We start from the raw sequence: 21812 nt of genomic DNA, 5'->3' as shown, positions 1-21812 counted from the left end.
GATACAAGTATTATGATAAATGTTGTATTATGCGGGGGGAATGGTACCCGGTTATGGCCGCTATCTCGAACTTTGTATCCTAAACAATTTAACAAGATGATCGGAGATCGCTCTTTATTTCAACTGACCGTGGAGAGAAATGCCCTCCTTTGTGATAAAAAATTTATTGTATCTAATGAGGAACAGTATTTCCTGGCATTGGATCACCTTAATGAGTTGGAGATGAAAGCTGATAAATTTATCCTGGAGCCAGTCGGCCGGAATACCGCGCCGGCTATAGCTTTGGCTTGTTTGGCTGTGGGAGATGATGAGTTGGTGTTGGTTACGCCGTCTGATCATGTTGTTCAAAATCAGCATGAATATACTCGTTGCATAGAAACAGCTAAGGAACTGGCCCTCGAAGGATACATGGTAACCTTCGGGGTCCACCCGAATTATCCTGAAACAGGATACGGGTACATAGAGGCTGACGGCCACAATGTGATTTCGTTTAAAGAAAAACCGGACTTATTAACTGCTGAAAGGTATTTGAAATCGGGAAACTTTTATTGGAATAGTGGAATGTTTCTGTTCAAAGCCGGGGTATTCCTCAAGGAGTTGGAGTCGGCAGCTAAAGAAATCTATGATAGGACACTCTCTGCTTTCAACAATGCGAGAGTGCATTATGACACCATTCGTATATCCAAGGAAGAGATGGAGGCCATTCCTGCTAACAGCGTCGATTATGCGGTTATGGAATACAGCACAAACGTAAAAGTCGTCTCTTCCGATATTGGATGGTCAGATCTTGGCAGCTTCGAAGCTTTGTATGAGCAGTTGCCCAAAGATGAGGCGGGCAATTCTTTGGCTAACAATTATATTAGTGTCAATTCTTCACGAAATCTTGTCCTGTCAAATGACAGAATGATCGCTACAATCGATGTCGAAGGCCTTATGATTGTAGATACGCCTGATGCATTACTGATCTCCAGGCAAGGATCTTCTCAAAAAGTAAAAGAAATCGTTCATGAACTGAAGCAGAGAAAGTCTAATCTTTGCGATAATCATGTTACTGCCTACAGACCGTGGGGAAATCATACTGAGCTAGACATTTCACCCAATTATAAGATTAGAAAAGTTGTGGTGAAACCAGGACAGAGTCTAAGTTATCAGAAGCACTTCCACCGCAATGAACATTGGATTGTTGTAAGTGGGACGGCAATGATTACGGTGAACGGAAAACAGTCTCTTCTTCGAATGAATGAATCTACTTTCATTCGCATGGGTGACGAGCATTCTGTCCATAATCCGGGAAGAATTGATCTTCACATTGTTGAGGTGCAGGTAGGAGAATATGTTGAAGAAGATGATGTGATCAGGAGGAGCAATTAAGTGGAACGGTTTTATAGTCTTTTGATGCGGAAGAGTCTACGTTTTCCTCTGGAGTATGTGAGTTGTTTGGTAATTACCATTATTTCGATGTATTATGTGTTGCAAATAAATGATTTCGACATGAGCTTACCATATATTTATAGTGGTGATGGTCTATCAACTAGTCTTTTTATTAAAGGTATGATCGAAAATGGATGGTATAATACAAATCCCTCGGTCGGTGCACCTTTTGGCCTGGAAATGTATGATTACCCATTAGGAGGAGATAATTTTCAATATTTAGTAATGAAGGTATTGTCTTTATTTAACTCCGACTACATTTGGGTCATGAACATGTATTATTTTTTAACCTTTCCTTTATGTATGTTGGCTTCATTTGCAGTCTTTAGACAATTGAATGTAAATTATTTTTTTTCAATGAGTTTTAGTTTGCTTTATACGTTTCTGCCATACCATATTATTAGGGTAGGACATTTGTTTTTATTGGGATATTATGCCGTCCCACTAATTATTATGGTTATGATTTGGATTGTTAAACATCCTGATTTTTTGTTCGTAAAAGGAGAGCACACACAGAAAAGATTTAACTATCATCTCAATTTGAATCTGAAATTCATAGCAGCTCTGGTCATATGTATATTAATTGGTTCTACGGGTGCTTATTATGCCTTTTTCTCTTGTTTTTTTCTATTGATTATAGGGCTGATACAAGTATTTACAGAGAAAAAATCGATCAACTTACTTAAATCTATGTTGTTAATATTTTTAATAGCCGGAACTTTGCTTTGTAATGTCTCTCCAAGCATAGTATATAAATTGAGTCATTCACAAGATGGTTCGATTAGTTCTGCTAGAAATTTCGAGGCGGCAGAAGTATATGGTCTTAAAGTAGTGCAATTGTTACTACCTACGACTAACCACAACGTTGAATGGATAAAAGAGAAGAAAGACGAGTATAATTCTAAAGCTCCTTTGGTCAATGAAAATGATACGGCAAGCTTAGGTCTTATTGGGTCTGTAGGTTTTATATTTCTTTTGTTCATATTGCTTTTTAAAAAGAGAAGCAATAATGAACTCGAAAAAATAAATCGTTCGCTATCTATCATGAATATCAGTGCGATTTTACTTGGAACGATTGGTGGATTCGGTGTTCTATTTGCTGCTTTGGTGTCTGCTCAAATTCGAAGTTATAATCGATTAAGTATATATATTGCTTTCTTCTCTTTACTCGCATTAGCATTGAATATGGATATCTGGACTAAAAAGAAGCTAAAGAAATCGAGAATTGCCTGGATAGTGGCTGTTTCTCTATTAATATCATTGGTAGGTATCTATGATCAATCGACACACCCCTTACAATCAAAAGAGGTAATTGCGAGTGGTTATAATAATGACGCAGCGTTTGTTGAACGTATCAGTGATATTATGCCTAAAGAATCGATGATTTTCCAAATACCATATGTCTCCTTCCCGGAAGGTGAAAGCCTCAATAATATGGGCAATTATGATCTCCTTAAAGGTTATATACACTCATCTGACTTGAAGTGGAGTTTCGGTAGCATGAAGAATAGCTACGCTGATCGTTGGATGAAAGAATTGGTTCAGCAGCCTGTTAAGGAAGCACTAAATATTTTGGTCCATACAGGTTATACAGGAATCTATATAGATAGAACCGGTTATTCAAGTGATTACGATAAAAAGTTGGAATCAGAAATATTGAACATATTACAGATAACCCCTATCGAAAGTGACAATAAAATGTTAGCCTTTTATGACCTTAGAGACTATTCAGATAAACTTAAGGGAACCGTTAATGAACAAGAATGGAACAAGAAAAAAGAAGAATTCACTTCCAAAATACCTTATGGGACAGAAGTTAAGATCACTGGCGAAGAAAACTGGGAACTAGTTCAGAGCAAGGAAGGATACAGAATTGTTCAGACTAGTGATTTAACGAATTTACCACAAGATCAACTTTCTCTGTCTCTTAAAGGTCCAGACGGTGCCTTTTTGACTTTTGAAGACGAATTTTCTGGCCCAAACAAGTATTCCTTTAGACATTGGGAGGTTCCGGAACATTTTGTGATTTCGATCAGTAACTCTTCAACAGGGTGGAGCGATAATTATTCACCTACCAGCGAGGATATTTCTCAATTTTTCAAAACCAACAACTACGTTCTTTATTACAATACAACATCTGAAGACCAAATTAGCTTTAAAGAACAATAACACGGGATATAAACGGTGCAGATATTCCAGATTTATGTTTAATCTCTTTAGCTATGGTTATTACGATTTTAAATTGTTTTATATTGGTATAAAGATACATTGTAGTTTTTATTCTTAGTTTCTCAGCATATGACGACAAATTATATGAATATCAAAGCAGATAGCTACAACGTATCTAAAGTATATAACCGTAGTGAGTCCGGATGATACTCCCTAATTAGTTATGCAACACTTTTCAATATAGATTGGGCTTACAGCGCAATTAATTATTAAGGAAAATAAATATTCTAAGAAACAATAAACATTTCTCAGTTATCATTTACGTCCTAATAATATGTTTAGGATTGATTGAGTCTTTTCTGAATGAATATGAATAAGGAGGATAGGTATGCGTAGCCAACCCATAAATGAAGTCAGCAAAGTTATAGAAATTAAAGAATTGGGTGACGAAAGAGGTCTTTTAACAGTTATTGAAGGGAATGGAACCATTCCTTTTGAAATGAAAAGAGTCTTTTATATCTATGGTACAGCTGCAGGAGTACGTAGAGGACTTCATGCTCACCGTAAAACGAGACAAGCATTAGTTTGCGTTTCAGGAACTTGCAAAGTCTTTTTAGATAATATTAAACGCAAAACAGACGTTGTATTGGATTCGCCCGCCAAAGTGCTTATTCTTGAACCGAATGACTGGCATGAAATGTATGATTTTTCTCCCGATTGCGTGTTACTGGTTCTCGCTTCACATCTATATGATCCTGAAGATTATATTAGAGACTACGATCAATTCTTGGAGGTTTATGGCGGATGAGCAGTTATTTCAAACATCCTCAAGCTATTGTGGAAACAAATGATATAGGTGATAACACGCGAATTTGGGCTTTTGCTCATATTTTACCTAACGCGAAAATTGGCTCTAATTGTAATATCAACGACCACACCTTTATCGAAAATGATGTTATCATTGGGAATAACGTTACTGTTAAATCGGGAGTCTACATTTGGGATGGAGTCACCATACAAGACAATGTTTTTATAGGCCCGAATGTAACCTTTACCAATGACCTTAGGCCAAGATCTAAACAGTATCCTGCTGAATTTCTGAAAACCATTCTTGAAGACTGGGCTTCCATAGGAGCTAATGCAACTATAATCGCTGGAAATACGATTGGTAGACATGCAATGGTCGGTGCAGGCTCCGTCGTGACCAAGAATATTCCCAACAATACGCTATGGTATGGTAATCCGGCGGTATTTCAAGGCTATATCTGCAATTGCGGGGAAAAGCTAAATCATCAGTTGCAGTGTCCTGAGTGTAATAAGCAGTATGGCTTAGAAAATGGCATCATTGAAGAGAAATGACTTTATGGAAAATAGGTGAGAGTGTTGATTCCATTTTTGGACCTCAAAAAAATTAATTTGCGGCATGAGCAGGCCATCATAGACGGAGTAAATCAGGTTCTTCATTCAGGTTGGTATATCTTGGGCAATAGTGTTAAAGCTTTTGAGAATGAGTTTGCCGAGTTTTGCGGCACTAATTATTGTCTTGGCGTGGCTAATGGATTGGATGCACTTGAACTCATCATACATGCTTACGGTATTGGTCCAGGAGATGAAGTGATTGTTCCTTCCAACACTTATATTGCTTCGATCTTATCCATTTCGGCTAATGGTGCAATTCCAGTATTAGTCGAACCTGATTTATTGACCTATAATTTGGACCCTTCGAAGATTGAGGAATCTATAACAACAAGAACAAAAGCCATATTGGTGGTTCACTTGTATGGACAATCTTGTGATATGAACCCTATTCGAGAAATTGCAAACCGTCATAATTTGAAAATTGTTGAGGATTGTGCGCAGGCTCATGGGGCAGAATATGGCGATAAGAGAGTAGGCAATCTTGGAGATGCTGCTGCTTTTAGCTTTTACCCCGGGAAAAACCTAGGGGCGCTTGGGGATGGTGGTGCAATCACGACAAATGATGAGGTTTTGTACAAACAAATAATGGCTCTCAGAAATTATGGTTCTCATAGAAAATACGAGAATTTATATAAAGGATACAACAGTAGGCTGGACGAACTTCAAGCCCCAATTCTGAGTGAAAAACTAAAATGGCTTGAACAGGATAATGAGAGAAGAAGAGAAGTTGCATCGTACTACTCAAAAAACATTATAAATCCAGAAGTGATTCTACCGACTGTGCAGCACTCCCCCAAGTCACATGTGTGGCATTTGTTTGTCGTGCGGGTGAATGACCGGGAGCATTTCATGGATTATATGAATAGGAATGGAATACAGACTATGATTCATTACCCGATTCCTCCTCATAAACAAGAAGCTTACGAAGAATGGAATGATCTTACTTACCCTATATCCGAGCAAATTCATGCCGAAGTAGTGAGCCTCCCTATAAGTCCAGTAATAGAAATAGAAGAGGTTGAGCGAGTCGTGGAGGTCGTAAATGAGTACAGATCGTATTAAATTTTCTATTGTGGTGCCCATTTACTATAACGAGCTAAATATTCCGCACACCGTTCCGCGATTGCAAAGTTTACAAGACTTGTTGCCTGATTGTGACTTGGAGTTTGTATTTGTAGACGATGGCTCAAAAGATCGCTCTCTTGAACTGTTGCTGGAGGCAAGGGCGCAAGATCCCCGGATCAAAGTCATTAAGCTTAGCCGAAATTTCGGTTCCATGTCTGCCATCCAGGCCGGGTTGAAATATACAACCGGGGATTGTGTCGGTATTATTGCAGCTGATCTGCAGGATCCACCGGAGTTGTTCGGCGAGATGATAGATCATTGGAAATCTGGGAAAAAGATTGTCCTTGGAACAAGAGCAGATCGTGAGGAGTCATTTTCCCAAAAACTATTTTCCAATACGTATTATTATTTGCTGGAAAAACTAGCGTTGAAGGGCTATCCGAAGGGTGGATTTGATTTTTTATTAATTGACCGACAAGTTGTTAAGGAAGTTCTTCAAATTCAAGAAAAGAATACAAATGTAATGAGTCTGATCTACTGGCTTGGACACGACCAGGTTCATATTCCATACGTCAGACAAGAGCGGAAACTAGGGAAATCTAGATGGACATTAGCTAAAAAAATCAAATTGTTTGTGGACTCATTTGTCAGCTTTTCCTATGCTCCGATCCGCTTTATGTCTTTCATAGGTTTCCTTACTGCTGCACTAAGTATACTATATGGGTTATTCGTCGTGATAAGCACGATATTCGGAATTATTGAACTGCAGGGATGGACTACAATTATTGCATTGATCACTTTTTTGCTAGGTATCATAATGATTATGTTGGGTATTATCGGGGAGTACCTATGGAGGATTTTGGATGAGAGCAGAGAACGGCCATCCTACGTTGTTGACCAAACTTTTGAATAAGGAATTTTTGAAATTCGTGATCAGTGGGGGACTTAACACACTGGCCACATATTTGATGTATCTATTTCTGCTGATGTTCCTAAATTATTCTCTAGCCTATTCAATTTCTTATGTTGCGGGAATATTTTTATCATATTATCTTAATACCGTTTTTGTTTTCAAAGAAAAAGTATCATTTAAGAAATTTCTTAAATATCCAATTGTTTATTTGGTACAGTATGCTGTCAATATGTTGCTGCTTTACGTTCTGGTTGAATACGTTCAGCTTTATGTTGAAATTGTACCATTGATTTCCATGGTGGTCACCATTCCGGTCACCTTTCTCTTATCAAAAATGATCATTAAAAGCCACTAATCTGGAGGGTATGCATAATGAAAGGTATAATTCTAGCAGGGGGAACCGGTTCACGTTTATATCCCCTCACCAAAGTTACCAATAAACATCTTCTGCCAGTGGGCAAGTACCCTATGATTTTCCATGCCGTGTTTAAGCTGAGAAAGGCGGGGATTGAGGACATTCTTATTGTAACTGGTAAAGAACATATGGGGGACGTAGTGAATTTGCTCGGTAGTGGAAGTGAGATGGGGGTCACTTTTACATATAAGGTTCAAGACGAAGCGGGAGGCATTGCCCAAGCTTTAGGTCTTGCCGAGCATTTTGTAGGAACTGATCAAATGGTCGTTATTTTGGGGGATAATGTATTTGAGGATGATATCGCTCCATATGTAGATAATTTTAAAGTTCAAAAAGACGGGGCGAAAATTCTAATTCAACAAGTATCTGATCCTCATCGATTTGGCGTGCCGGAGATTGAAGGTTCACGGATCGTATCCATCGAGGAAAAACCTCAGCAACCTAAAAGCAATTATGCGGTTACCGGCATATATATGTTTGATAATAGGGTGTTTGAAATTATCAAAACACTTAGACCTTCTGCACGAGGCGAATTAGAGATTACGGATGTGAACAATGCATATATCCAGAATAATCAGTTGACCTTTGATATCCTACAAGGATGGTGGACTGATGCGGGAACGCATGCCTCACTCGCAAGAGCAAATGAATTGTCCCAAAGTATACTCTTTGATGAGGCGTTCGGTAAATTAAAATTATAATTAAAGGGGAGTTTAGAATGAATTTGACTTCCTCAAAACTGAATGGAGCTACTCTGCTTGAACCTGTAGTTCATGGTGATCACCGGGGTTTTTTTATGGAGAGTTACAATGATCAGCTCATGAAGCAGCACGGACTCAACTACTATTTCATACAAGATAATCAGTCCTTTTCGGTAAACCCAGGCGTTCTCCGCGGTTTGCATTATCAACTTAGCCCAAAGGCTCAAACGAAGCTGATTCGGGTCATATCCGGAGCAATCTATGATGTCATTGTGGATATCCGTAAGGGCTCGCCGACGTTTGGACAGTGGGAAGGATTTATTTTGAGTGAGCATAACTATCGGCAGCTCCTTGTTCCGAAAGGGTTTGCCCATGGTTTTTGCACGCTCGTGCCTAATACCCAAGTCTTGTATAAAGTGGACGAATACTATTCCCCAGAGCATGATCGCGGCATATTGTGGAGTGATCCTGCACTTGGAATAGACTGGCCCACATCCACCCCGGTTTTATCAGAGAAGGATCAGAAACACCCACTGCTTAAGGACGCGGAGATCAATTTCGATTTTTAGATAGATAGCGAAGGATACAGGAGGTTTCGAACTTATGAAACTGCTTATCACCGGCGGTGCCGGTTTTATTGGAAGCAACTTTGTGATGTATATGTTACAGCAGCATCCTGACTACGAAGTAATCAACGTGGACGCCCTGACGTATGCGGGGAATCTGGAGAATCTGAAATCCCTCGAAGGCAACAAGCAGCATACCTTCGTAAAAGCAGACATTACGGATGCTGCGGAGATGGACCGCCTGATCGGCCAAGGTGTCGATGTAGTCGTTAACTTTGCCGCCGAGTCCCACGTGGACCGGAGTATTCTGGAGCCCGATGTGTTCGTTCGAACGAATGTGAACGGCACTCAGGTGCTGCTTGATGCTGCCAAAAAACATGGTGTCACCAAGTTTGTCCAGGTTTCAACGGATGAGGTGTATGGGTCACTTGGTCCAACCGGTCTGTTCACTGAAGAAACACCACTGCAGCCAAACAGCCCATACTCCGCTTCCAAGGCGGGAGGAGATCTGCTGGTACGTGCATATCACGAGACCTTTGGGCTGCCCGTGAACATTACGCGCTGTTCCAACAACTATGGTCCGTACCAGTTTCCTGAAAAGTTGATTCCACTGATGATATCCCGTGCCTTGGCGGACGAGGCCTTGCCTGTATATGGAGATGGCTTGAATATTCGGGATTGGCTCTATGTTGAGGATCACTGTAGTGCAATCGATCTGGTTATACACCGGGGACGGAACGGTGAGGTATACAATATTGGCGGCAATAACGAGCGAACCAATGTGCATATTGTAAAAACGATTCTGGAGCAGCTTAACAAACCAGAGTCTCTGATTAAATATGTACAGGATCGTCCAGGACATGACCGCAGATACGGGATTGACCCAAACAAAACGATGTCCGAGCTTGGCTGGAAGCCGAAGCACACGTTTGAGACCGGGATTAAGGAAACCATTCAATGGTACCTGGACAACAAGGAATGGTGGACACGGATCCAGTCGGGCGTTTACCAGCAGTATTACGCCAAACAATATGGCTCCCGTTTGGGAGATACGAAGCAATGAAGGTGTTAGTTACCGGGGCTAGCGGACAACTGGGACGGGATGTCGTGCTCCTTTTGGAAAAGAAGGGACACTTCGTCCTCGCTTGCAGCCGCGATCAAATGGATATTACAGATGAGTTAAAGGTAAATGAAGTTATCGCTTCCTTCGGACCAGAGCTCGTTATCCATTGTGCTGCATACACAGCAGTTGATGCTGCAGAAACGGATACGGATGGGGCGTATAAAGTAAATGCGATGGGAACCCGCAATGTTGCTGTAGCCTCAGAAAAAGCAGGAGCCAAACTGATTTATATCAGTACGGACTACGTCTTTGATGGCACTTCGGTTACGCCTTATCAGGAATATGATAATACTAACCCACAAAGCGTATACGGGAAGTCCAAGCGAGCAGGGGAATTACTGGTGCAGACGCTGTCTTCAAGATGGTTTATTGTACGGACATCATGGGTATACGGCCATTACGGCAATAATTTCGTAAAAACGATGCTGAAGCTTGGCCAAGAAAAGCCGAAGCTCCAGGTGGTACATGACCAAAAAGGGTCACCGACGTACACCGTGGATTTGGTGGAATTCCTGATTGAGCTCATGGCAACGGAGAAGTATGGCATATATCATGCATCGAACAGCGGATCCTGCACTTGGTATGAGTTCACCCAGACCATCTTCAATGAGGCGCGTGTTATTGCAGGTTTGCCCATTAAAGCGGAGCTTGAGCCTTGTACGACGGAGCAATTCCCCCGACCAGCTCCACGTCCACGCAATTCGGTGATGGACCATTTGGCTATTCGGACCAACGGTTTTTCAGATTTGTGTTCATGGCATGAAGGCTTAAAGAATTTTTTAAGAGAAATGTCTAATTAAACGAAAAAACAAGTTATAGATTGTGTAATTAAATTCATGTACGTCTAACAAATCTCGGGTCAATTCTATTAATAGAATAATAAATAATAGGAAATTGCTTTAATAAAACGTCTCGTATTAAGCGAGACGTTTTATCGTATTTGGGCGACTATGTTGGACAAATTCTAAACTTGGTTTTTAAACCTGAGGACCTTAAAGCAAATATACGGGGGTTGGAGAAGTATTCAAACTTTTCGTTGAAGGTGCCGATTTATCAAAGTTAGCCTTTCACTTATTCACCCATAATATGCTATACTTTCGGTAGATGGCACCAGATTTCAATGATCGGTGCAGCATGCTCGCAAATGTCGAACGCTGTCACAGCAATATGAAGTCAGGAGTTTATGCAATGACCGAAACGATCGATGCTCCCTCGTGGAGCAGATTAAAAAACAACCAAACGAAACATGTAGACGTCAGCATCATCATCGTCAACTACAATACGCGGCAGCTGACGCTGGATTGCCTGGAATCTGTATACGCTTCTCGGACAGCCTACCATTATGAGATCATCGTAATCGACAATGCTTCTCATGATGGCTCGGTGGAGGCAATCCGGACGGCATACCCGGAGGTTCTTATGATCGCCAATGGTGACAATACGGGATTCGCCGTTGCGAATAACCAAGGTATGAAGGTGGCCAGAGGGCGTTACATTTTGCTGCTCAACTCCGATACGGTCGTTCAGCCGGATACGCTGGAGGTTATGATTGGATTCATGGATCGCCGTCCAGAGATGGGGGCATCCGGCTGCAAGGTGATTCTTCCGGATGGTTCGTTGGATAAAGCATGCAAACGTGGGTTTCCTACGCCATCGGCTTCGTTCTATTATGCCTTTGGTCTATCCCGCCTATTCCCTGACCGCCCGAAGTTTAACCAATATCAGCTGGGGCATCTTAGTCCGGATGATGAATATCCGATCGACTGCCTTGTTGGTGCATTTATGTTGGTTCGCCGGGAGGTCGTGGAACAGGTTGGTGGGTTGGACGAAACCTTTTTCATGTATGGAGAAGATGTTGATTGGTGTTACCGAATCAAAGAGGCAGGTTGGGGCATTTATTATTACCCGCGTACATATATTGTGCATTACAAGGGTGCGAGTGCCCGGCGCAAACCTATGAAAATTGTCTATGAGTTTCATAGGGCGATGTGGGTTTTTCATCGTAAACATTATGCCAAGCGGTATAGCCTTTTTACGAACACGGTCGTATGGCTCGGCATTTCACTAAAATTTTCAATGTCTCTTATCCGCAATAAGCTCATCAGGTCGGCTCCACGGAAGAGTTCGTCATTAGGCCATGGGGCAGATCGAGAGACATCATCCGAGGTGAACACATGATTCGTCGTAATCAGCGATTTTTAACCCAATTGTATATTGCGGCAGATTTCATGGTGATCCAGGTCTCGTTTTTGCTGGCCTGGTGGATCAAGTTCGAAAGTGATCTGCTGACACATCAGGATCCACTGCCCATTGAAAAATACTTCGCTTGGAGTTTGGTATACGGGGGGCTTGCAATCATCACGGGCCTGATGTCTTCCCTTTACGTGCCGAAACGCAAGAAACGTTTTGTGGATGAATTCATGAAATTGATCCAAGTCCATGGCATCGCCTTCTTTATGTTGATGAGCTTGATGTTCTTTTTCAAAGAAGTGAACATCTCCCGCGCATATCTGGCCATGTACATGATCGGCAATGTTGCCTTCACCCTGATTTACCGGTATATCGTCAAGCTGCAGCTCCGAAGACTTCGTAAAAAGGGCTTCAATCGTCAGTTCGTGCTGATCTTGGGCGCAGGTACTCTTGGTAAAAGGTTCTACAATAACCTTCGCAGTTATCCGGAGTTGGGCTATGAAGTTCATGGTTTCCTTGACGATTATCGTTCTTGGGATCGAGAGGAGCAGCAGCGCTACAAACCGATCCTGGGACGCATCGATCAATTGGAGGAAATCCTGTCGACACACCTGATCGATGAGGTCATCCTTGCTCTTCCGCTCGATGCGCATGACAAGTATCCGCATATTATTGACGTCTGTGAGAAGGCGGGAGTGCGAACGTTGATTATTCCCGACTTTTTTGACTATTTGCCGGCACGTCCCCACTTTGACAACTTTGCGGGCATGCCCATGATCAACGTGCGCGATATTCCGCTTGACATCGCCGTGAACCGCCTGTTGAAACGTGCATTCGATATCCTTTTCTCGTTGGTGGCTATCGTGCTCACCGCTCCAGTGATGCTTGTTGTCGCCTTAGGCGTACGGTTGACGTCGCCTGGTCCGATCATTTTCAAGCAGGAACGGGTCGGGCTGAACCGGCGTACATTTTTCATGTACAAATTCCGCTCGATGAAGGTGATGCCTGAAGGAACGGTAGATACGGGATGGTCCACCCAGAACGACCCGCGCCGCACCTCATTCGGCAGCTTCATCCGACGTACCAGCCTGGACGAACTCCCGCAGTTCTTCAACGTGCTGTTGGGGCATATGAGCGTCGTTGGACCACGTCCCGAGCGGCCGTACTATGTGAACCAGTTCCGTGAGGAGATTCCCAAATACATGATCAAACATCACGTCCGGCCGGGAATTACGGGGTTAGCCCAGAGCAAGGGATTAAGGGGAGATACCTCTATTGAGGACCGCATTGAACAGGATATATTCTATATTGAGAACTGGTCGCTATTATTCGATATCAAAATCATTTGGGAAACGATCCGCAACGGCATGAAAAATGCTTATTGAATGAAACGGGCAATACCTTCCTCAAAAGTAGACGGCCACATCGTGTCATCATCCAAAAGTCGCCAATAGGCGACTTTTTTGTTTCTATTCCCCTAAAACCGGGTAGTTAGCAATAAACGCTGAACCCTGAATAATGAGTTGATTTCCAGACTGAGATTGAAGCCGGGCTCAAGGATGTGAACGATATGAAACGATGGATTGCTCCCATAACGTTGTTGATCGTGACCGTGGGCATGCTGTTTTTTGCCTATGACAGCCAGAGCGAGGAGCAGCATGACGGTTTTACCGCTTACCGGTTGATTGCCCATGCGATGGGCAGCATCCGCGACCAGCATTACACGAATGCCTACGAAGCGATGATCGCCAACTACGAAAAGGGCACGCGCGTGTTCGAGATCGACTTCATGCTGACGTCTGACCGCAAGGTAGTGGCGAGGCATGAGTGGACGGCGAATATGAGCAAACTGCTGGGTCAAGATGAAGAGCTTCCCGAAGAAAAACAAGCCGGCCCGCTGACGCATGAGGAATTTATGAACACCCCCATTCTGGGCATGTACCAACCGATGGATGCAGACGGCATCATGGACGTGCTGGCCGAGTATCCCGACATGTACATCGTGACCGATACGAAGGAGCAGCAGGACGAGGACATCCGGCAGGTGCTCACGGCACTGGTGGATGCTGCGCAGGAGCGTGATCCGGCATTGCTCGATCGGGTCGTTGTCCAGATTTATAATGAAGCGATGCTGGAGTCGGTGAAGCAAATTCATGATTTTTCGTCCATCATCTATACGTTGTATGCTACGCAGGATACCGAGGCTCAGGTGGTGGATTTTGTGCAAGATCATGACATTGCAGCGGTGACCATGCCCGAATACAAGGTGAACCGGGATTTCGTTGCCAGGCTGAAGCGGGCAGGGGCGGTTACGTACGTGCATACGATCAATGAAACGGAGCAGGTGGCCAATTATGAAAAATGGGGCGTGTACGGCGTATATTCCGACGTGCTGACCGAAGAGGAAATCGAGCGGATGAACACCCGCGTTGCGTGGAAGCCGTAGTTGGCTTCCTTTTTTTGTTCCCCTTTTTATGCGAACATTGACACTCACTCCCTGCTGGCATAGACTTAGTTTACAAGTGTTTTGAAGATGTAGAAGAACCTCTGGAGGAATGTTCGTTGATCGATATGATAAAGCAGTGGAGACATGTTTTTAAGCTCGACCCGGATCGGGAAATTACCGATGAAGCGTTGGATCGCGTTTGCATGTCCGGAACCGACGCCATCATGGTGGGAGGTTCGTCGGGAGTAACTTATGACAATACGGTAGACCTCATGTCCAGAGTGCGGCGTTATGAGCTGCCGTGTGTGCTCGAAGTTTCCGATTTGGAGGCGGTGGTGCCTGGTTTCGATGGATACCTCATTCCAATGGTGCTTAATACGACGGACAGCCAGTGGCTGATCGGACAGCACCAGCGTGCCATCGAGCAATACGGTTACCTGATTCCCTGGGACGAGCTCATTGCGGAAGGGTATATCGTGCTTAATGCCGATTCGACCGTGGCCAGAATGACGGGGGCAGACACCCATCTGAGCACAGAGGCGGTGGTGGCGTATGCCCAGACTGCGGAACGGTTGATGGGACTGTCCGTCGTGTACCTGGAGTACAGCGGCACGTTTGGGGATATGGAGCTGGTTGCGCAAACGCGCCGAAAGCTGGAGCTGTCGCATTTGATCTACGGTGGGGGCATCGATGGAGCCGAGAAAGCGGCCCAGGCTGCCCAGGCGGCAGATACCGTTGTCGTTGGCAATATCGTATACAGCGATTTGGCGAAGGCACTGGAGACGGTGCAGGCCGTTAAAGCCTCGGTGTAGCGTCCTAATCGGCTAACGGAGATCCGTTTGGCGTTTTCCAATCTCTCCTGAAACAAGTATGGCGGGCAATGCTTCCCATTCTCCCATTTCTCCCGCATAATCTGTTAAAATAAAGCTTTGCCTCGCAACTGTTCACGTGCAAGACCGAATTCATCACGAAAGGAGCATGCATGCATGCAACCTGTAAATATACATGACGCCATAGCCCGGCTGAATACGCCTCAGCGTCAGGCCGTCGAAGCAACCGACGGTCCCCTGCTGATTATGGCGGGAGCGGGCAGCGGCAAAACCCGGGTGCTGACGCACCGGATCGCATACTTGATCGCTACACGGAAGACCCCGCCGTGGGGCATTTTGGCGATCACGTTTACGAACAAGGCCGCCCGCGAGATGCAGGATCGGGTAGCCCAGCTGGTCGGCCGCGACGGCCGCGACATCTGGGTATCCACCTTCCACTCCATGTGCGTTCGCATTTTGCGCCGCGACATCGAACGGATCGGATTTACGTCCAATTTCAGCATTCTGGACTCTTCGGACCAACTGTCCGTGATTCGCAGCTGCATGAAGGACCAGAACATCGATACGAAAAAGTTCGAGCCGAAGGCCGTTCAAGCGATGATCAGCACGGCCAAGAACGAACTGATCGGACCCGAACAATACGAACGCAAGGTCGGGGATTATTTCGAAGGCATCGTGGCCAAGATCTACACCATGTACCAGAAGCGGCTGAAGGCGAACAACTCGCTCGACTTTGACGATCTCATCATGGCTACGATCCAATTGTTCAAGGAAGTGCCGGAAGTGCTCGATTTCTATCAAAAGAAATTCCAGTACATCCATGTGGACGAGTATCAGGATACGAACCGTGCCCAGTACATGCTGTGCCGCATGCTGGCAGACAGCCACCACCGCATCTGCGTCGTGGGCGATAGCGACCAGTCGATCTACCGCTGGCGCGGTGCCGACATCAGCAACATTTTGAACTTTGAGCAGGACTATCCCGAAGCGCGCACCATTATGCTGGAGCAGAACTATCGTTCCACGTCCAACATCCTGAACGCGGCGAATGGAGTCATTGCCCTGAACTCGGGCCGCAAACCGAAGAAATTGTGGACGGACAAGGAAGGCGGAGCGAAGATCAAGGTGTACCGTGCCGATTCCGAGCATGATGAAGGGTATTTCGTTACCTCCGAAATTAGTAAAAACGCAAAGAACGGAAAATCCTATCAGGACCATGCCATCTTGTACCGGACCAATGCCCAGTCCCGGGTGATCGAGGAAATTTTGATCAAATCGGATATCCCGTACCAGATCGTCGGCGGCATCAAGTTCTATGACCGGAAAGAGATCAAGGACATTCTGGCATACCTGCGCCTGCTCTCCAACCCGGACGACGATATCAGCTTGACCCGGATCATTAACGTGCCGAAGCGCAGCATCGGCGACACGACGGTGGCCAAGCTGGCTGCGGCCGCGGCTGAACGCGGCGTATCCATCTATCGCGTGCTGCAAGTGGTGGATGACCTCGGCTTTGCAGGACGTACGCGTAATGCACTCGTTGAATTTTATGACATGATTGCTGCACTGCACCAAATGGTCGAGTATTTGTCGGTGACCGAGCTGACAGAGAAAATATTGGAGATGAGCCAGTACCGCACGGAAATGCAGGCCGAGAATACGCTCGAGTCGAAAGCAAGGTTGGAAAATATCGAAGAGTTCCTGTCGGTTACGATGGAATTCGAGAAAAACAATGAAGACAAGACGCTTGTATCCTTCCTGACGGATTTGGCGCTGATTGCCGACATCGATACGATGAATGACGATGAGGAAGACCGCAGCGACGCGGTAACCCTCATGACGATGCACAGTGCGAAGGGGCTGGAATTCCCGGTCGTGTTCATCATCGGCATGGAGGAAGGCGTATTCCCGCACAGCCGTGCGTTCATGGATAACGAAGAGTTGGAGGAGGAGCGCCGCCTGGCCTATGTGGGCATTACGCGGGCGGAGGAACAATTGTTCCTTTCCTGTGCACAGATGAGGACGCTGTTCGGCCGGACTACGGCGAATCCGCCTTCGCGTTTCTTGGACGAGATTCCCGACGAGCTGAAAGAAGACACGCAAATGGCGCGTGACCGATATCGCCGCGGCAGCAGTACGGGTGGCGGTTCTTACGGCGGACGCGGGTTGGGCAGCACCGGTGGCAGCAATTTCGGCAGCGGCGGAAGCAAGCTGTTCGACCGTCAGAGCCGCGGCGGTTCTTCGGCGACGTCCTCGGTTACTTCGGCTGCGTCTTCTCGCGTGACCATGAGCACACCGTCGGTTTCGTCGAAGCCTGCTTCTGCAGCGGACGGATCAGGTGCGTTCAAAGCCGGCGACAAAGTACAGCATGGCAAATGGGGGACAGGAACCATCGTTGCCGTCAAAGGCACGGGGAACGATACGGAGCTGCAGATTGCATTTCCGGCCCCGGTTGGCGTCAAACGTTTGCTTGCCGGTTTTGCCCCGATCACCAAAGTGGAATAATAAATCTTGCAACGGAACGAACGCCAGACCTGCTCTGACGTTCGTTCTACATAATGACGTGCTTTTAAACAACACATATAAACCATTTAAATACGGAGGGATGGCCCCATATGGATCCGATGCACCGGATGGAGCAACTCGTAACCGAGCTCAATCAGCATAACTACCAGTATTACACGTTGGACCAGCCGCAGATCAGTGACAAGGAGTATGATCTTCTGTACGACGAACTGGTTACGCTGGAACGGGAAAGCGGCATCGTTTTGCCGGATTCGCCTACGCAGCGCGTGGGTGGTGAACTGCTTAAGGGATTTGAACCGCATCGTCATCTATCCCCGCTGTGGAGTTTGGACAAAGCCCAGAACATGGAGCAGCTGAGAAGTTGGAATGCCCGTGTGATCAAGCTGGTGAACGACTACAACAGCAAAAATCCGGATCATCCTCTGCCGGACCCCGGTTATGTCATTGAGCTGAAATTCGATGGTCTTACCCTGAACCTGACGTATACGAACGGTGAACTCGTTCAGGCATCCACGCGCGGCAACGGCACGGTGGGCGAAGGCATTTTGGCGCAAGTCAAAACGATCAAATCGGTTCCGCTCAAGATCCCATATACGGCGGGAACGATTGAAGTGCAGGGCGAGGGCATCATGAACCTGTCCGTATTGAGCAGATATAACGAGACGGCCGCCGAACCGCTCAAAAATGCGCGCAATGCCGCCGCGGGGGCGCTGCGCAACCTCAATCCGAAGGTCACTGCGGAACGCAGGCTGAATGCTTATTTTTACAATGTCGGGTACTCGGACAATCTTCGGTTCGCCACCCATCAGGAGATGATGGACTTTCTGCGCGAAAACCGTTTCAAAGTAAACCCGTCGATCACATACTTTCATGAGTTCGAGGATGTGGTGGAGCAGCTGGACGCCATTCAGGAAAACAGGGATCAGCTTGATTATCTCATCGATGGGGCGGTCATCAAGATTACGGACATGCGCACCCGCGAAGTGTTGGGATATACGGACAAGTTCCCTCGCTGGGCCGTTGCGTTCAAGTTCGAGGCGGAAGAGACGACGACGGTCCTGAAGTCGGTGGATTGGAACGTAGGACGTACCGGAAAGGTCACGCCGCTCGCACGTGTCGAGCCGGTCGAGCTGGCAGGGGTTACGGTTCAGAACTGCACGTTGAACAACGTGGGGGACATCGAGCGCAAAAACCTGAAATTCGCATTGGGCACGAGCGTGTTCATCCGCCGTTCCAATGACGTCATTCCGGAAATTCTCGGAAAAGTAACCGAAGAAAATGACGGAGAGGAGATCGTCTATCCGGAAAGTTGCCCTGCCTGCGGTTTCCCGCTCGAGCAGCGCGGAGCGCACCTGTTCTGCAACAACCGATTGGCATGCAAACCGCAGACCGTGGCACGCATTGCCCATTTTGCATCCCGTGATGCCATGGATATCGAAACGTTCAGCGAGAAGACAGCCATCCAGCTGTATGATGAATTGAGCGTTCGCGAACCGGCAGAGCTCTATACCCTTCAATTCGAGGATTTGGTGAAGCTGGAGCGGTTCGGCGAGAAAAAGGCGAATAACCTTTTGGCGGCACTGGAGAAAAGCAAGGATCGCGACCTCGCTTCGTTCCTGTATGCCCTGGGCATTCCGAACACCGGTAAAACGACGACAAAAATGCTGGCCGATCATTACCGCGACCTCCATGCGATCATGAACGCTACCGTGGAAGAGCTCATTGAGCTTCCGGACGTGGGCGGCATCGTCGCCGAGAGCATTGCAGCTTTCTTTGCGGACCCGTTCATGCAAGCAGCCATCGAGAAAATGTTGAGCCTTGGCGTCAAGGCTCAGGCTCCGGAAGCTCCGGCGGCCGTTGTGCAGGATTCATTCTTCAGCGGCAAAACGGTGGTGCTTACCGGCACCCTGCATCAACTGACCCGGGACGAGGCTACGCAGCGTCTGGAGGCACTTGGTGCCAAAGTGACCGGCAGCGTATCCAAGAAGACCGATCTGGTCATCGCCGGCGAGAAAGCAGGCAGCAAGCTGGCGAAAGCGCATGATTTGGGCATTCCTACGATCGAGGATGAGGATGAGCTTGTAAGGCTGCTGAATCAAGGATAATGAAACACGGACGAACTGAAACGAAATAACGCAAAGAATCCCCGGTAGCTGCATTGACGCGGCTAGCGGGGATTTTTATTTTTGAGTGAATTTGGGGAAGAATATCAACGGATGTTTGGAAGGCGGGCGACCGCTCCTGTAAGCCAGGCATCTTTATCATATCCGCGTTCCTCCCAATATCCGATATGTTCGCCGGAAATCAGCTCAATCCGGTTTAGCCATTTTACCGACTTATAAGCATACATTTGCGGGATGATCAGGCGTACCGGACCGCCCAGATCGGCAGGGATCGGCTTGCCGTCATGCATGACGGCGATCATGATGTCATCCATTTGCGCCTGGTCAAGGGTAATCGCATCGGTGTAGACGCCATCGGCGGAATAAAACTTGACGCTGTGGGCTTCGGGTTGGACTTTGGCCTGTGCGAGAAAATGCCTGAGCGGAATGCCCTCCCACGTATTTTTGTACACCGACCATCCGGTAACGCAGTGAAAATCGCTAACCTGTACGGTCCGCTGAAGCTTGACGAATTGCTCCCAGTTCCATGCCTGCGCATGCTCAACCAGACCGTCGACGCGGAAAGACCAGTTTTCATTGGAGAACGAAGGGATCGGGGTTACCGTATACACGCGGAAACGGCCTTCTGCCCCGCCGCCAATCGGAGGATTGGAGGAAGAGTGCGGTTGAGGAACGGGCACCATCCGATTGGGATCGTTGGCCAGCAATTCTTCCATGCTGGTGCTGGTATTCAGGTTTTTTCCTACCCATGAAACAAACGTGGGCCCGAGCGTAACGGCAAGTCCTGCTCCGACTGCAGCTTTGAGAAAAGCACGCCGGGTGTAAACAGGCTGTGGCGTTTTTTGGCGGATCGCACTCTCTGGATATTGGCTTTTGGATGCTGGAGGTACTTGGCTGCTTGAAACAGGAAGGGGAGCGGTGCTGTCGGCAATGGGACGGATGGTTCTTCGAGAGGGCTCCTTAAGCCACTTTGATCGCGTAATCGAATGGTAGATCATATAAGGAAGGCCCACCCAGGTCAACGCATCGTGAATCAACAGTGCGGCATTGGACCACCGGGGACCGGAAAGCTTGAACTGCCACAGAACAATTCCCGACAAAATCCATCCCGTAAGCAGCGTAAGTACAACGATGGTATTGGTTCGCTGCCAAGGTTTGTTCCGGAGCTGCTTCCAATGCTTGCCCGCGAGCAGTAAGTAGTAACCGACCGGGGCCAACATAGCCAGACCGGCGACAATGTGCAGCCATTTCAGCCATACCCGCCCGATGCCGAGCAGTTCCCGCCAGAATGCCCCGACAAGCATCAGTCCGGTAATCGAAAGGATAAGCACCAACCATGCATTCCAGGCATGAATGGAGACCAGTTTTTTGCCATACCCTTTGCGGGCGGAATTCAACCACTTCTTCAAAAACGATCACCTCGCTATAAAGTGGGTTGCTGTAAACTAAAGAAGCGTCTTTAATTTCATATACTTCATTATAAAGGTTTATGGATGGGAGACCAAACTCGATAGGGTAGTGAGAAAAAGGTTGGAATACAGGTATATAGCGGTGGCAATCAGTAAATATATAAAAATTTAAATAATATGCTTGCATTAAAAATTCATTCGTGATATATTATTTTTTGTCGCTTCGGACGGATGATTGTTGAAACGCTCCGAAAGCTGTCGAAAAAAGTGTTGACAAGAAAATGGTCGACATGATATGATAAGATTCCTGTCCGGGACAAACGTCTTGTGGACAATCAAGTTCCTTGAAAACTGAACAAATGATAAGCAATTGTGCAATACAATGAATCGTCAGATTCAAATGAGCTAATCGCTCTTTTCAATACCTCAGATGATTTTCATCACGATTAACCTCGTGACCGAAATTCATCTTTATTGGAGAGTTTG

At 46.2% G+C, this 21812-nt stretch carries 18 protein-coding genes; 17 read left to right on the top strand and 1 reads right to left on the bottom strand.

Annotated elements, in window-relative coordinates:
• Positions 1-12: 12 nt before the first annotated feature.
• The 17 genes from L6H98_RS27365 (at position 13) to ligA (ending at position 19899) form a co-directional block, all read left to right on the top strand.
• Positions 13-1371, top strand: coding sequence for a mannose-1-phosphate guanylyltransferase/mannose-6-phosphate isomerase (locus L6H98_RS27365; protein WP_236420868.1), 1359 nt, complete (start codon positions 13-15; stop codon positions 1369-1371).
• A complete protein-coding gene (locus tag L6H98_RS27360; RefSeq protein ID WP_236420867.1) occupies positions 1372-3600 on the top strand; it encodes an OB-fold nucleic acid binding domain-containing protein in 2229 nt (742 codons plus the stop codon).
• A gap of 388 nt (positions 3601-3988) precedes the next feature.
• Positions 3989-4408 carry an FdtA/QdtA family cupin domain-containing protein gene (locus tag L6H98_RS27355; RefSeq protein WP_236420866.1) on the top strand — a complete coding sequence of 140 codons (420 nt, stop codon included), beginning with the start codon at positions 3989-3991 and terminating at the stop codon, positions 4406-4408.
• Complete coding sequence (locus L6H98_RS27350) at positions 4405-4959, top strand: acyltransferase (protein WP_236420865.1); 555 nt, start codon at positions 4405-4407, stop codon at positions 4957-4959. The genes L6H98_RS27355 and L6H98_RS27350 overlap by 4 nt, the downstream gene beginning before the upstream one ends.
• A gap of 21 nt (positions 4960-4980) precedes the next feature.
• Positions 4981-6081: a DegT/DnrJ/EryC1/StrS family aminotransferase gene (locus L6H98_RS27345; protein WP_356724566.1), complete on the top strand. Its 1101-nt coding sequence runs from the start codon at positions 4981-4983 to the stop codon at positions 6079-6081.
• The gene (locus L6H98_RS27340; RefSeq protein WP_236420863.1) at positions 6062-6997 is read left to right on the top strand and encodes a glycosyltransferase family 2 protein; all 936 of its coding nucleotides are present in this window, start codon (positions 6062-6064) and stop codon (positions 6995-6997) included. The genes L6H98_RS27345 and L6H98_RS27340 overlap by 20 nt, the downstream gene beginning before the upstream one ends.
• On the top strand, positions 6948-7352 hold the full coding sequence (locus L6H98_RS27335; RefSeq protein ID WP_290371497.1) for a GtrA family protein: 405 nt from the start codon (positions 6948-6950) through the stop codon (positions 7350-7352). The genes L6H98_RS27340 and L6H98_RS27335 overlap by 50 nt, the downstream gene beginning before the upstream one ends.
• Positions 7353-7369: 17 nt before the next feature.
• On the top strand, positions 7370-8113 hold the full coding sequence (locus tag L6H98_RS27330) for a sugar phosphate nucleotidyltransferase (RefSeq protein WP_236420862.1): 744 nt from the start codon (positions 7370-7372) through the stop codon (positions 8111-8113).
• A gap of 17 nt (positions 8114-8130) precedes the next feature.
• Positions 8131-8682 (top strand): dTDP-4-dehydrorhamnose 3,5-epimerase, encoded by a 552-nt coding sequence (gene rfbC, locus L6H98_RS27325; protein WP_236420861.1) that lies wholly within the window; start codon positions 8131-8133, stop codon positions 8680-8682.
• Positions 8683-8716: 34 nt separating this feature from the next.
• Positions 8717-9742, top strand: coding sequence for a dTDP-glucose 4,6-dehydratase (gene rfbB, locus L6H98_RS27320; protein WP_236420860.1), 1026 nt, complete (start codon positions 8717-8719; stop codon positions 9740-9742).
• Positions 9739-10602, top strand: a complete 864-nt coding sequence (rfbD, locus tag L6H98_RS27315) for a dTDP-4-dehydrorhamnose reductase (protein ID WP_236420859.1) — start codon at positions 9739-9741, stop codon at positions 10600-10602. The genes rfbB and rfbD overlap by 4 nt, the downstream gene beginning before the upstream one ends.
• A gap of 388 nt (positions 10603-10990) precedes the next feature.
• Positions 10991-11980: a glycosyltransferase family 2 protein gene (locus tag L6H98_RS27310; RefSeq protein ID WP_236420858.1), complete on the top strand. Its 990-nt coding sequence runs from the start codon at positions 10991-10993 to the stop codon at positions 11978-11980.
• Positions 11977-13377 (top strand): undecaprenyl-phosphate glucose phosphotransferase, encoded by a 1401-nt coding sequence (locus tag L6H98_RS27305; protein ID WP_236420857.1) that lies wholly within the window; start codon positions 11977-11979, stop codon positions 13375-13377. The genes L6H98_RS27310 and L6H98_RS27305 overlap by 4 nt, the downstream gene beginning before the upstream one ends.
• Positions 13378-13562: 185 nt before the next feature.
• The gene (locus L6H98_RS27300) at positions 13563-14438 is read left to right on the top strand and encodes a phosphatidylinositol-specific phospholipase C/glycerophosphodiester phosphodiesterase family protein (RefSeq protein WP_236420856.1); all 876 of its coding nucleotides are present in this window, start codon (positions 13563-13565) and stop codon (positions 14436-14438) included.
• A gap of 116 nt (positions 14439-14554) precedes the next feature.
• Positions 14555-15250 carry a heptaprenylglyceryl phosphate synthase gene (locus tag L6H98_RS27295; RefSeq protein ID WP_236420855.1) on the top strand — a complete coding sequence of 232 codons (696 nt, stop codon included), beginning with the start codon at positions 14555-14557 and terminating at the stop codon, positions 15248-15250.
• Between the two features lie 174 nt (positions 15251-15424).
• Positions 15425-17773 carry a DNA helicase PcrA gene (gene pcrA / locus L6H98_RS27290; RefSeq protein ID WP_236420854.1) on the top strand — a complete coding sequence of 783 codons (2349 nt, stop codon included), beginning with the start codon at positions 15425-15427 and terminating at the stop codon, positions 17771-17773.
• Between the two features lie 110 nt (positions 17774-17883).
• The gene (gene ligA, locus L6H98_RS27285; protein WP_236420853.1) at positions 17884-19899 is read left to right on the top strand and encodes an NAD-dependent DNA ligase LigA; all 2016 of its coding nucleotides are present in this window, start codon (positions 17884-17886) and stop codon (positions 19897-19899) included.
• A 104-nt stretch (positions 19900-20003) separates the two neighbouring features.
• On the opposite strand, the gene L6H98_RS27280 is transcribed toward ligA, so the two are convergent.
• Complete coding sequence (locus L6H98_RS27280; RefSeq protein ID WP_236420852.1) at positions 20004-21326, bottom strand: molybdopterin-dependent oxidoreductase; 1323 nt, start codon at positions 21324-21326, stop codon at positions 20004-20006.
• Between the last annotated feature and the right edge of the window lie 486 nt (positions 21327-21812).

The organism is Paenibacillus sp. JJ-223, assembly GCF_927798175.1.
Taxonomy (GTDB): Bacteria; Bacillota; Bacilli; order Paenibacillales; family Paenibacillaceae; genus Paenibacillus; species Paenibacillus hubeiensis.
The sequence above is the reverse complement of the archived record's forward strand: the minus strand, read 5'-3'. Positions and strand labels throughout refer to the sequence as shown.

What these genes read in the sequence shown, in the direction of transcription:
- rfbD (WP_236420859.1), top strand. Translation starts at nt 9,739, where the DNA reads ATGAAGGTGTTAGTTACCGGGGCTAGCGGACAACTGGGACGGGATGTC.
- L6H98_RS27355 (WP_236420866.1), top strand. Translation starts at nt 3,989, where the DNA reads ATGCGTAGCCAACCCATAAATGAAGTCAGCAAAGTTATAGAAATTAAA.
- rfbC (WP_236420861.1), top strand. Translation starts at nt 8,131, where the DNA reads ATGAATTTGACTTCCTCAAAACTGAATGGAGCTACTCTGCTTGAACCT.
- L6H98_RS27350 (WP_236420865.1), top strand. Translation starts at nt 4,405, where the DNA reads ATGAGCAGTTATTTCAAACATCCTCAAGCTATTGTGGAAACAAATGAT.
- L6H98_RS27305 (WP_236420857.1), top strand. Translation starts at nt 11,977, where the DNA reads ATGATTCGTCGTAATCAGCGATTTTTAACCCAATTGTATATTGCGGCA.
- L6H98_RS27310 (WP_236420858.1), top strand. Translation starts at nt 10,991, where the DNA reads ATGACCGAAACGATCGATGCTCCCTCGTGGAGCAGATTAAAAAACAAC.
- L6H98_RS27330 (WP_236420862.1), top strand. Translation starts at nt 7,370, where the DNA reads ATGAAAGGTATAATTCTAGCAGGGGGAACCGGTTCACGTTTATATCCC.
- pcrA (WP_236420854.1), top strand. Translation starts at nt 15,425, where the DNA reads ATGCAACCTGTAAATATACATGACGCCATAGCCCGGCTGAATACGCCT.
- L6H98_RS27365 (WP_236420868.1), top strand. Translation starts at nt 13, where the DNA reads ATGATAAATGTTGTATTATGCGGGGGGAATGGTACCCGGTTATGGCCG.
- rfbB (WP_236420860.1), top strand. Translation starts at nt 8,717, where the DNA reads ATGAAACTGCTTATCACCGGCGGTGCCGGTTTTATTGGAAGCAACTTT.
- L6H98_RS27335 (WP_290371497.1), top strand. Translation starts at nt 6,948, where the DNA reads ATGAGAGCAGAGAACGGCCATCCTACGTTGTTGACCAAACTTTTGAAT.
- L6H98_RS27300 (WP_236420856.1), top strand. Translation starts at nt 13,563, where the DNA reads ATGAAACGATGGATTGCTCCCATAACGTTGTTGATCGTGACCGTGGGC.
- ligA (WP_236420853.1), top strand. Translation starts at nt 17,884, where the DNA reads ATGGATCCGATGCACCGGATGGAGCAACTCGTAACCGAGCTCAATCAG.
- L6H98_RS27340 (WP_236420863.1), top strand. Translation starts at nt 6,062, where the DNA reads ATGAGTACAGATCGTATTAAATTTTCTATTGTGGTGCCCATTTACTAT.